10 protein-coding genes are annotated in these 12,377 nt (G+C 44.8%); 7 read left to right on the top strand and 3 right to left on the bottom strand.

The genetic code is table 11. The features are described 5' to 3' along the window. Window positions 1-101: 101 nt before the first annotated feature. Window positions 102-1,271: a hypothetical protein gene (locus FEF09_RS03335; protein WP_146303728.1), complete on the bottom strand. Its 1,170-nt coding sequence runs from the start codon at window positions 1,269-1,271 to the stop codon at window positions 102-104. Between the two features lie 205 nt (window positions 1,272-1,476). On the opposite strand from FEF09_RS03335, the gene FEF09_RS03330 reads away from it, so the two are divergent. From FEF09_RS03330 to FEF09_RS03310, 5 genes are all read left to right on the top strand, one after another. Then, entirely contained in the window at window positions 1,477-2,727 is a 1,251-nt protein-coding gene (locus tag FEF09_RS03330; protein WP_146303726.1) for an efflux RND transporter periplasmic adaptor subunit, read from the top strand. Window positions 2,728-2,731: 4 nt separating this feature from the next. Next, window positions 2,732-4,090 (top strand): ABC transporter permease, encoded by a 1,359-nt coding sequence (locus FEF09_RS03325; RefSeq protein WP_146303724.1) that lies wholly within the window; start codon window positions 2,732-2,734, stop codon window positions 4,088-4,090. Beyond that, window positions 4,083-5,558 carry a TolC family protein gene (locus tag FEF09_RS03320; RefSeq protein ID WP_146303723.1) on the top strand — a complete coding sequence of 492 codons (1,476 nt, stop codon included), beginning with the start codon at window positions 4,083-4,085 and terminating at the stop codon, window positions 5,556-5,558. The genes FEF09_RS03325 and FEF09_RS03320 overlap by 8 nt, the downstream gene beginning before the upstream one ends. A 37-nt stretch (window positions 5,559-5,595) precedes the next feature. After that, complete coding sequence (locus FEF09_RS03315) at window positions 5,596-6,198, top strand: hypothetical protein (RefSeq protein ID WP_146303721.1); 603 nt, start codon at window positions 5,596-5,598, stop codon at window positions 6,196-6,198. 184 nt (window positions 6,199-6,382) lie between these two features. After that, window positions 6,383-6,904, top strand: coding sequence for a GNAT family N-acetyltransferase (locus FEF09_RS03310; protein ID WP_146303719.1), 522 nt, complete (start codon window positions 6,383-6,385; stop codon window positions 6,902-6,904). A gap of 3 nt (window positions 6,905-6,907) precedes the next feature. On the opposite strand, the gene FEF09_RS03305 is transcribed toward FEF09_RS03310, so the two are convergent. Further along, window positions 6,908-8,368 (bottom strand): DUF6600 domain-containing protein, encoded by a 1,461-nt coding sequence (locus FEF09_RS03305; protein WP_146303718.1) that lies wholly within the window; start codon window positions 8,366-8,368, stop codon window positions 6,908-6,910. 625 nt (window positions 8,369-8,993) lie between these two features. Here FEF09_RS03305 and atpD point away from each other — a divergent pair. Next, window positions 8,994-10,496: a F0F1 ATP synthase subunit beta gene (gene atpD, locus FEF09_RS03300; protein WP_146303716.1), complete on the top strand. Its 1,503-nt coding sequence runs from the start codon at window positions 8,994-8,996 to the stop codon at window positions 10,494-10,496. Window positions 10,497-10,520: 24 nt separating this feature from the next. Then, window positions 10,521-10,772, top strand: coding sequence for an ATP synthase F1 subunit epsilon (atpC, locus tag FEF09_RS03295; protein WP_146303714.1), 252 nt, complete (start codon window positions 10,521-10,523; stop codon window positions 10,770-10,772). A gap of 886 nt (window positions 10,773-11,658) precedes the next feature. Here the strand turns inward: atpC and FEF09_RS03290 are convergent. Beyond that, window positions 11,659-12,213 (bottom strand): YqgE/AlgH family protein, encoded by a 555-nt coding sequence (locus tag FEF09_RS03290; RefSeq protein ID WP_146303712.1) that lies wholly within the window; start codon window positions 12,211-12,213, stop codon window positions 11,659-11,661. Between the last annotated feature and the right edge of the window lie 164 nt (window positions 12,214-12,377).

Below are 12,377 nucleotides of genomic sequence, written 5' to 3'. Positions count from 1 at the left end.
TACGCCGCTACTACACCCATATTGGTCCGTTCAGGAACGAAGAAATGTGGACGTAATAGCGGCGTAGCAAGGGTCTAAACGAAGCACTAAACCCCTGTAAGCTATTTAGTGCCCAGAATAGGGTGACGTTCGTAAGGCTGATTCCTGTCAAACAGGTAGCGGTAAGTGGTCAGTCTGCGGCTGACATAAGTACCCAGACTTTCCGCGATATTGAGCATTTTCGGATTGAAATCGCCGATCCACTGTAATTCATACTCCCTGTAAGACAGTTTTCTCTGAATCACTTTGGCCGCTTCAATGATCATAAAGGAATCTACTCCTTTTCCCTGAAACTCCGGCACGATACCGAATACGATACCCGTGAACTTCTTGTTCATCTTCATCTGTTTCAGGATGAAGAACTTCAGTTTCTGCCAGAGACCAAATTTCCCGTTCATATGTTTGAAAAACTGGTTCAGCTCGGGAAGGTTCATCCAGCAGGCAATCGGCTCTTCTTTATAATAGGCAAACCAGACGATTTTTTCATCCAGTACAGCCGCCATTTGTTTAAAGATGTTCAGCGCCTGTTGTTTGGTGATGTCTTTTCCGCCGTCATGGCTTGCCCATGCCTTATTATAAACGGTGGTAAAATCTTCCGCATATTTAGACAGGTGCTTTTTATTAATATACTCTGCCCGGTAGTTAGGGTCTGCTGAGATAGCAGCATGTCTGACATAGAATTTTTCCTGTAACTGGGCGTCAACATCCATTGCATAGCATATCTGATTGAAAAACGGTTGAAAACCATAGTTTTCCATCAGTTCTTTGTAATAGGGAGCATTGAAGTTCATACAGTAGAGCGGTTCATGAAAGCCTTCCACCAGTAACCCCCACCAACGGTCACGTTCTCCGAAGTTAATAGGACCATCCATCGCGCCCATCCCTCTTTCTCTCAGCCATTCACGGGCGGTATCAAACAAGAGGTTTGCCGCCTGCTGGTCATTGATACAGTCAAAGAAGCCAACGCCACCAGTCGGTTGTTTGTCTCCTTTGGATTTATATTTTTTATTTACAAAGGCTGCAATACGGCCGATCAGTTTTCCGTTATCATCTTTCAGAATCCAACGGACACATTCACCCTGCCTGTAAGCCTTATTCTTTTCAGGATTGAATACCTGATTGATATCCTTATCCAGAGGACGTATCCATTCAGGTATGTGTTTATTCACCTGAACGTGCGCGTCGATGAATTGCCTTGCTGTTTTTTCACTATTTACGATCACCAGTTCCATAGGAAGCTAATTTGAGGTGCAAAAATAGTGTTTAAAACCGATAGTCGATAAGGGAAGGCCAATGGCCTTTATATCGCAGGTGTTCGTCGATACATGCCCGTCTATAGAGGTACTTTTAACATTTATTTTTCAAATGGACGATTACTTTTATAACGTGTCTGTAGTTACTCAGTGTCCCGGCCTTTCATAATTCCATTTCACCCATATGCTTAAAAAGAGAAAGTGGCTACTGGCTGCCATTGTTATTCCTGTAATTGCCATCTGTTATTTTCTATTTGCCGGTAAAGCTGCGGACAGCAGTATTACAGCCAAAGTCCGGAAAGGTAGTTTTCGCGATGTAGTCAACAGTTCCGGTGAACTGCAGGCGGAGAATACCGTGTATATTTCTGCTCCGGCCGATCTGCAGGCAAATCAGATCTATGATGAGATCAAGATACAGGAGATGGTACCGGAAGGTTCACATGTAAAAGAAGGCGATTACATCGCTACATTAGATCCAACGTTAGTGAATAAACGAATCAGTGATATGCAACTGTCACTGGAAAAGTCCAATTCAACAGTAACGCAGACGGCACTGGATACAGCGCTGACTTTAAGGGAAGCCCGTGATCAGATGACCAATCTGCAGTTCCAGATGGAACAGAAGAAACTCGCTCTGGAACTCAGTAAATACGAGCCTCCCGCTACTATTAAACAGGCCGAGATCGATCTGCAGAAAGCACAGCGTGATCTTGTACAGATGAAAGACAATTACAAGATCAAGCAGCAGCAGGCCGCTACAAAGATGGAACAGGCTAAACGGGAAGCAAATGAATTCGGAAGAATCATCGGTCGTCTCGAAGAACTGAAAAGCCGATTTGTAATTAAAGCGCCTAAAAATGGGTTATTAGTATATATAAGCGACTGGGCAAGCGGCGGAAAAAAGAAAACAGGTTCTGTTGTACGTTCCTGGGATCCCCGCGTAGCCATGCTGCCGGACCTTTCATCCATGTTATCCAAAGTCTATATCAACGAAGTTGATATCAGCAAAATTCACCAGTCACAGAAAGTGACAATGGGACTCGACGCCTTCCCTGAAGTAAAAATGGAAGGCGTCGTTAAAACAGTGGCGAATATCGGAGAAACCCGTCCGGGCGCCACTGCCAAGGTGTTCGAAGTAAACATCAAACTGGATAAAGTAGATTCTATTCTTAAACCCGGAATGACTACCTCCAACAATATCCTGATCAGTGAAGTGCCTAAAAAGCTGATCATCCCGCTGGAAGCTGTATTTGCAGAAGGTAAAACCAGTTTTGTGTACCTGAGAAAATCAGGGAACATTTCCAAACAACAGGTAACATTAGGTAAATCCAATGATGAAGAAGTAATTGTTGAAAAAGGACTGGCCGAGGGAGATGTCGTATATCTCTCAGAACCCGAGTCTGCAAAGGAAACCAAAATCACGACATTAAAATAATGTAATGCTGGACCGAAATTTCAACAACCTCTATATCGCCCTGGACTCCCTTGGCGCTAACAGACTACGTTCATTCCTCACCGCATTAGGTATCATTTTCGGGGTAGGCGCCGTTATCGCTATGCTGGCTATTGGCCGTGGTGCACAGGCGGAGATCCTTGATCAGATGAAACTGGTGGGTGTGAATAACATAGTTATCAAGCCGAAAGCAGAAGATAAAAAAGACGACGAACAACAGCAGAAAGAATCCGATGATAAAAGCGGCGGTGGCAACGGAAAAGCAGCTGCTACAAAAGCACGTTTTTCAAAGGGACTCAGTATTGCTGATGCTGAAAGTATCCGTCGTATCATTCCAACTGTTGCGGTGATCAGTCCTGAAATGATTCAGGAACAGGATGTAATCTATGGCAGCAAGAGCAGTAAGCTGAAGATCGTAGGCGTAGAGCCGGCTTTCTTTGATATCAATAACATAAAGATCGGAGCAGGAGACGTCTTTAATCAGAGACAGCGTATTGCCGGAGAAGGTGTATGCATTATCGGCAGTGATGTAAAACGTAAGTTTTTCATTTCCGAAGATCCGATAGGTAAAACGATTAAATGCGGAGCGCAATGGCTGAAGATCATCGGTGTGACAGAAGAAAAGACGATCTCAAAAGCAACCAAGGATAACCTTGGTATCAGAGACTATAATCTGGATATCTATATACCTATACAGACTTCATTGATCCGTTATAAGAATCCTTCACTTTATCTGGGCGCTGGTGAGAATGCTTTTTTTAATAATAACGACCAGCAGCCGGGTAATCAGATCTTTCATCAGCTGGATCAGTTAGTGATACAGGTGCATGAGTCGGAATCATTGTCAGAATCTGCTACTATCATCAGTCGTATGCTGCGCCGCAGGCATAATGACGTACTTGATTTTGAGATCACTATTCCTGAGCAATTACTGAAACAGCAACAAAAAACAAAGGATGTATTTAATATCGTATTGAGCGCTATTGCCGGTATTTCACTGCTGGTAGGTGGTATCGGTATTATGAACATCATGCTGGCTTCTGTACTTGAACGTACCCGCGAGATCGGTATCCGTATGGCGCTTGGTGCACAGAAGAAAGATATCGTGATGCAGTTCCTGTTTGAAGCAGTGCTGATCAGTCTTTCAGGAGGAATCATTGGTGTCATATTGGGCGTCTCCGGTGCTTATCTGGTGGATAAGCTGGCAGATATTCACACTATCGTCTCAGGTATATCCATATTCATTTCCTTCGTGCTGGCATCAGCCGTTGGTCTCATCTTCGGTATTTCCCCTGCCCGCAAGGCGGCTCATAAGAACCCAATTGAATGTTTGCGACATGATTAAGACACCTATTCTGTTTACAATCTGTGGATTGTTAACCTTCTCTGTTACCCGTGCTCAGCAAACATTGTCTTTGCAGGGCGTGGTATTACAGGCACAACAACAATCACCTTCTTACTATAAAGCACGCAGTAGCGCGCTGAATAGTCTCTATGCCTACAGATACTATGTGGCAGGTCGTCGTCCGCAGCTAAAACTGCAGGCTACCAATGCCAGTAGTTTTCTTGGAAACATTGAGAGTATCCGTCAGCCGGACGGTACTTATGCTTTCAGCAAGAGTTCCTATTCGTATACGTTTACCAGTCTGGCGGCAGATCAGATCGTTCCTTTTACCGGCGGACAATTCTCCGTTGCCACCAACCTGTCAAGGAACGACGTATTTGATCCGTCATCGAGTGTAGGATATCTTTCTACACCGTTTTCGATCAGCTATTTTCAGCCTACGCTTTTATATAATCCTTATCGCTGGGATAGCCGCATACAGCCTTTGTTGTATGAGGAATCAAAGAAACAGTACATCGAGACACTGGAAAAAACAGGTCTGCAGGCAGCCGGTTATTTCTTCGATGCATTAATGGCTCAGCAGCAGGAGTTAATATTGCAACAGAACGTTGCCAATACAGATACTTTATACAAGATTTCGAAGGGAAGATATGAGTTGGGCAAGATCGCGGAGAATGAGCTGTTGCAGATAGAACTAAACCTGATCAATGCCCGCAACAATCTGGAACAGGCCTCGCTAAGCAAGGAGATCGCTTATCGCGAGCTGACACAATTCCTGACACTACCCAAGGGCACAAATGTGCTGGTTGCATTGCCGGATACTATTCCGTTCCTGCAGATCCCGCCAGATGTGGCACAAAAGGAAGCACAGGATAACCGGCAGGCAGTGCTGACTTTTCGTCGTCAGCGCCTTGAAGCAGAACAACAGGTAGCAGAAGCCAGAGGAAACAGCGGTTATCAGTTAAACCTCTCGGCCAACTTCGGACAGGCACGTCAGGGTAGTACGCTTAAAAACGCTTATGGAGGCGGAAATTTGCAGCAAACCCAATTATTGAGCGTAGGAGTGTCTATTCCTATTATGGACTGGGGAAGGGCCCGTAATCGTGTCAGACAGGCAAAAGCAAATCAGGAACTGATAGAGATAGACATACAGCAACAGGAACGGAATTTCGAACAGGAGATCTATTTACAGACACAACAATTCAATATCCAGCGTAAGCTGCTGGAAAGTGGCGCAAAAGCAGATACTATAGCGAAACAGAGGTATGAGATTACCAAACAGAGATATTACATTGGTAAAATATCCATTACAGACCTCAATCTGGCGCAACAGGAAAAGGATATGGCCAATCAGAATTACATTAATGCACTGCGTTCCTTCTGGACTTCTTACTATACGGTGCGTCTGTTAACACTGTACGATTTTGAGAAGTCCCAAAAGATCAGATACGAGTTTAAAGAAAGATGAGGCCGTAGTTGGCACTATTTTTTCTACTTCGCCTGATATGAAGCGACAAGTGGGATACATTTTTGTAATCATCTGCCTGATAGTTTTTCTGGCGATGAGTTACTCCCGGCAACAGAAACGGGTAAAACAGGTACTGTCAGAAAATGAACGGCTGATCAACGAAAATCGTGATCTGAGACGTTCGCTGGACATGAACAGTCAGACGGCCCGGCAAATTGCCGACAGAAGGGAAATAAACGCCCGTACGGAAGGTACTTTCGTAGAAAGGCGTACTTATTACCGCCGTAACTGGAATCAGTTTATTTCGGTCAATACAAGCGATTACCGCACCGGCTTGCTGGGAGGCATCAAAGACCTGAAGATCATTGTACGGAATCAGACGGAATATCCCCTGGATAATGTCGTGGTTGCAGTACAGTATATGAAGGGCAACGGTGATGTGTTTAAAACGGAGCAGTACACTGTCAATGATGTTCCTGCAAAAGGAACCAGATCAGTGGATGCTTCTTCCAGCCGGAAAGGACAGAAGGTATCTCTTAAGTTGCAGAGTATTACCAGTCAGCCAATGAATTTCTGCTGGTCTGCCAACAAACCTGCAGCACCCGGAGCAGTGGACCCCTATATGTGTGTGCCACAATAGTGTTGATTTAAAACATTCTTTTTCAAATATTTATCTTGGGTTCTCGTTTGTGAGGCACTACTGTAGTTTTGGACGAGCTGCAGTCGGTGCCTCTTTCTTTTGGATGGAAATGATGACCAGAAACAGTCGCTGTGGCTGACGCAGGTCAGCTCCCCGGATAAACACAAGCCTTACCTTTGCTGCAATGTTAGCAATACGGAATTTATTACCACCGCTCATCATCCCCGGGCATGTAGCGGAATTATATGAACAGGCATTTCCCGCAGAGGAACGACGTAACCTGACTGCTCAGCAGACCTTGTTGAACACTGGTGCATTGCGACTGGGATTGCTGGAGAACAGTGAACAATTTGCCGGTTTCGTATTCTACTGGCAGCTGACAGATTTTGTATTTATCGAACACTTTGCCGTAAGTCCCGGACAACGGGGCGCCGGTATTGGGAGTGCTGTTATGCAGGTACTGGAAGCAACACATAAAAAGCTGGTGCTGGAGGTAGAATTACCGCATACCATTGATGCACAGCGTCGCATCCGGTTTTACGAGGGACTGGGTTTTAAGGCTTATGCCTTCAACTATCTGCAACCACCCTATCAGGCAGGCGGAGCGCCTCTTCCAATGCTCTTAATGCAAAAAGGTATGCCCCCGGAGGAACATACCTTTACCAAAATCAGTAACGAAATATATCTCGAAGTCTATGGCTGTTAGTGATTAACGGCCGCCTCTGTTTGCCCTGTCACTACGAGGTGCTGATGGTGCCGGAGCTGCTCTTTGTGGCTGCGGTTGTGGCGCCGGGCGTGATGGCTGTACCTGCGGACGTGACTGCATTGGAGGCTGTGACGGACGAGGTTGTGCCTGTGGCGCTACCATCTGCGGACGTGACTGAGACGGTTGTGGCTGCGGACGAGACATTTCAGGCTGAGGCTGCGGACGAGACATCTGTGGCTGTGCTGGTCTTGTTACCGGACCAGGGCTCGGAGTCGGCGTCATTGGTCTTGTTTCCGGCCGGCTGTTGGACCGGTCAGGACGGCCTGTATTGTTGTCAGGTCTTGGCGTAAAAGTGTTATTGTTACCCGGAGTAGATGGTGATACCGGTCTTGTAGACGGAGCAGACGGTGTTGGTGTAACCGGTCTGTTGTTATTCCTGTCAAACTCTGGTCTGGTCGGACGGTTATCATTTGTTCTGCCCGGTATATTGTTATTGTTATTCTCTATTGGTCTTACCGGCGTATTGTTATCCGGACGATTCATATTTCCCCTGTCTATTGTTCTGCCGGGTATGCCATTGTCCGGACGGCCATCATTGTTCCTGTCATTGTTTCTGTCAGGCAGATCATCTCTGCGGATAGTTCTGCCTGGTACCGGTCTGTCAGAATTATTTCTGTCATTGCTGTTACCATTGGTGAAGGTATTATTTCCACGTCCTCCACGTAATGATGAAGGCTGCGGACGATACATACTCACCTGATTACGGTCAACAGTGGCACGGCCGGGACGGTTACCATCTACTACACGTACCGGGCGGATTTCATTACGTGTGTAACGTTCCACATCGCGGGTAGCAGGACCACGGTAGTAAGTACGGTTATTGATCACCGTTGTATTGTTGATAATCGTTGTATTGTTATACACATTTACACGATGGCTTCTGTCCACATAGTATCTGTTGACATAGGTGCTGGTAATATACTGGCAGGGTACAAAAGACCAGTAGCCGACAGGAATGTTCATACTGACACCGATCGTCATACCCGGACCCAGCGGCGCCCATCCATAATAGTCGGGGCTATTTCTCCAGCTTACCCATGCTGGACCCCATTCGGTACCCGGTACCCACATCCAGCCGTATGCATCGTCAAATGCCCAGCGGCCGTAGTGGAAAGGCGCCCATCCCCAGTCATAATCAGATACCCATGTCCAGCCGTAGTCTGTATATACCCAGTGACCTGCGGTAGAGTATGGCTGGAAGTCGGGACCGGCGTTCGGGATCCATACCTGTCCATAATTACCGTAGGATGTCCAGCGGCCATATGGACTGAGGGCGTCGTAGAAGCCGGATATAGAGACCTGTGTCTGCTGATAAGGCTGCCGGGTCGTGGCGCAGGATACGCCGGTGACTGACAGCGAAACCGCAATCACAGCTAATGAAATATAGTTTTTTATGTTTTTCATGTCGATTGTTTTAATTGGGTGTGGCAACTTATAATTTGTCCGAAAACAACATTGTATAGCTATTTAGTACTTACTGAAGGCTATAAAATTTAACGGTGAACGAATGCGTGGTATATAACAGTTGATCAATTGTTAAGGCTGAAAGCTGGCCTTTGGCATCTCTTTAGTTCGATGGTCAGGAGTCAGATATTAGCTTGCCTTATATAAATCAATATCTGTGCCTGAAACGGTAGAAGCTTGTCTACAGCAGGTTTGATCAGTTTGCTGTCGGTCTTTTTTAGCAAAATCTTCACAGAAACCGTTAAGAAAATGTTAGATGGGAGGGAGGAGGAAAGTAAGCAGGGCTAATGGTTGAGAGTAATTTGTAATATCATAAGTTGATTATAATAAAAAATAGTTATCTATCGACTTTATTGCACAACGTATGAGTTAAAAGGGTTAAATTGCATACTTCATTCGTCGCCTTTCGTTGTAGGAACTAATTGACTTCCAATTGATAATTGAAGGCTGAGGACAAGTGTCTCTGGTCTGTCTGACTATTTTTTGAATTTCCCCTATTAACAATTACCTTTGCGGCAAAATTAACAAACCGCTCATTTTAAGCATTTATAAACCTCTTAAAAATATGCCTAACACAGGTAAGATCAAGCAAATTATCGGTCCCGTGGTGGACGTCCACTTTGATGGAAAGTTGCCCGAAATCTACAACGCACTGGAAATTACCCGCGAAAATGGTCAGAAGGTAGTGCTGGAAGTACAGCAACACCTTGGTGAAGATAGCGTTCGTTGCGTAGCAATGGACTCTACGGATGGTTTCGTGAGAGGAATGGCCGTAACCGACAAGGGTACTCCTATTAAAATGCCGGTGGGCGAAGGCATCAAAGGTCGCTTGTTCAACGTGGTAGGTGAGGCTATCGATGGCTTGGGTGATGTTGATAGCAGCAATGGATATCCTATTCACCGTAAGCCGCCTAAATTCGAAGATCTGGCAACAGATACAGAAGTACTGTTCACTGGTATCAAAGTAATCGATCTGATCGAGCCATATGCAAAAGGTGGTAAGATTGGTCTGTTTGGTGGTGCTGGTGTGGGTAAAACCGTATTGATTCAGGAGCTGATCAACAACATCGCAAAAGGTTACGAAGGTTTATCCGTATTTGCCGGCGTGGGTGAGCGTACCCGTGAAGGTAATGACCTGATGCGTGAGATGATCGAAGCTGGTATCGTAAAATATGGCGCGAAATTCCAGGAGTCCATGGAACATGGCGGATGGGATCTGAGCGCAGTAGATAAAGAGGGTCTGAAGCAATCTCAGGCAACCTTCATCTTCGGTCAGATGAACGAACCACCGGGAGCACGTGCTCGTGTGGCTTTATCCGGTTTGACAATGGCAGAGTATTTCCGTGATGGAGATGGTACTGCAGGTGGTGGTAAAGATATCCTGTTCTTCGTAGACAACATCTTCCGTTTCACTCAGGCAGGTTCTGAAGTATCCGCGCTGTTAGGTCGTATGCCATCAGCGGTGGGTTATCAGCCAACCCTGGCAACAGAGATGGGTCTGATGCAGGAGCGTATCACTTCCACTAAAAATGGTTCAATCACTTCCGTACAGGCGGTTTACGTACCTGCGGATGACCTGACTGACCCTGCTCCGGCTACAACCTTTGCGCACCTTGATGCTACTACGGTACTGGATCGTAAGATCTCTGACTTAGGTATCTATCCTGCTGTGAGCCCACTGGAATCTACTTCCCGTATCCTCAGCCCGAGCATCGTAGGTGAAGCACACTACAACTGTGCACAGAGAGTGAAAATGATTCTTCAGCGTTATAAAGAGCTGCAGGACATCATCGCGATTCTGGGTATGGATGAGTTGAGTGATGAAGATAAACTGACTGTATCCCGCGCTCGTCGTGTACAGCGTTTCCTGTCTCAGCCTTTCCACGTAGCAGAACAGTTCACTGGTCTGAAAGGTGTACTGGTACCAATCGAAGAAACTATCCGTGGTTTCAACATGATCATGGACGGTGAAGTAGATGAGTATCCTGAAGCAGCGTTCAACCTTGTTGGTAACATCGAACAAGCTATCGAGAAAGGTAAGAAACTGCTGGAAGCAGCTAATAACTAATATTTTTCACCCTTAACTTTTAATATGTTATTAGAAGTATTAACACCTGAAAGAAAACTGTATTCCGGCGAAGTGTATGGTGTACAGCTGCCAGGCATTGACGGTCTTTTCGAAGTGCTGGATAAGCACGCACCGTTGATCGCTGCCCTGGGCAAAGGCAGGATGAAGGTGCTGAAAGATAAAACACAGAGCGAGTTCTATAACATAGAAGGTGGTTTCGTGGAAGTGTACAGAAATAAGGCAACTGTGCTTGTTGAAGGTGCAGAAGCTAAATAATTAGGATCAGGAATTACGAATTAGGAATACGTTATTTAAAGCTGAATACTAAGGAAGAGTTTCGAAATACTAATGAAGAAGTAATCATCTTACTTTAAATACAAAGAGAGACGTTTCATCAGAAACGTCTCTCTTTTTTTGTTTATAGATCAGCCAGATGTCAACTTTTATATTGATACTGGTTATCCGGTATTAAATCATATTGTTTATCAGTGTTGCATTTCAATTTCTGATGAAAATAAATAGGCCGGGTATGATTACCCGGCCTTTCTTTTTGTCCTAACTATTCCAATCTAATTAATAAATAACCCTGTTTTAGAGCGCAGTAAGATTACTGGCCAGGGCGTTGCACAAATCAGGTCCTGGCTGCGCAGGAAATACATCCCGCAGCGGCACTAGGGCCTGTTCCTATGAAAATGAATATTTTATGTTTATGATGACGAATGATTTTATTGCTTCAACCGTTTGAAATAAAGCCCTGACCCTGATTAAAAAAAAGGGTCTCTCATTTACTTCTTTGTTGCTAATTGTTTTAGTTTTTATTTTATATCCAGGAAGGTGTAAACGTGATCTGGTTTGTCCTTCATAGGTATGTATATTCGGTTATATTAGATTTCCTTCCCCTACGGTGTCCTATTATCAGCAGGTTTACAAACAATAGAATGCTCTGACTACATTACTTTTTTTACCTAAGCAAGATATTTGATTTTTTTTAAATATCCTCGTTTGAGGGAAGCGTTTTGAGTAGGGGAAATGCACCCATTGACGTTAGTCATTGGGCCTCAGCCGATAGGCATATAATAATTTTTTTAACTTTTTTTTCCACAGGTGGTTCTAAAGCCGGTTTACCGGCATACGGGAGAGTATATACGTAGCTGTCCGGTTGCTAGTTTAATAATGGGTCTATCGGGAAATTGGCCATGATGGCAAAGTTGGCGCCCAGGTTCTTCAATGCCTGTGGCCATATATTTTGTTCTTTTTCTTCAAAAATAAGTGGTGCATTACTTTCTGATAAGATCCAGGATTTTTCATTGAGTTCATTTTCAAGCTGTCCGCTACTCCATCCGGAATAACCGATGAAAAACTTAATCTTGTTCAGATCCAGACTTCCACTATTGATCAATGATACTACCTGATCAAACTCACCTCCCCAGTATACGCCGTCCTGTATCTCAAAACCGCCTCTGATCAACTCAGGCTGCTGGTGAATGAAGTGAATGGTATCTATCTGTACCGGTCCTCCGTAATAAACTTTGATATTGTTTACCAGTACTTCCGGCACAAGATCATTCAATGACTGGTCAAACACCTTGTTAAGCACAAAACCAAAGCTCCCCCGACTCTCCTGATGTTCGCACAGTAATACAACAGTACGGGCAAAATTCTGATCCTTAAGGAATGGGTCCGCAATCAGCAATATTCCAGGCGACAAAGAAACCATACACATACAATTTTAGCACTTACCCAAATTTAACTAATTGAAAGCAAGTATAATAGTATTTATTGGAGTTTTACTTGCCAGTTTCCTGTAATCTTTATGGAGGCAGGGAATGATTCCGGTGAGAATAAAAAAGGAGCTAAAAACGCCTTAAACAGGCTAAAAAA

The organism is Chitinophaga pinensis, assembly GCF_007896845.1.
In the GTDB taxonomy this organism is placed as follows: Bacteria; Bacteroidota; Bacteroidia; order Chitinophagales; family Chitinophagaceae; genus Chitinophaga; species Chitinophaga pinensis_C.
Note: the sequence above shows the minus strand (reverse complement) of the source record. Positions and strands in the feature narration are given on the sequence as shown.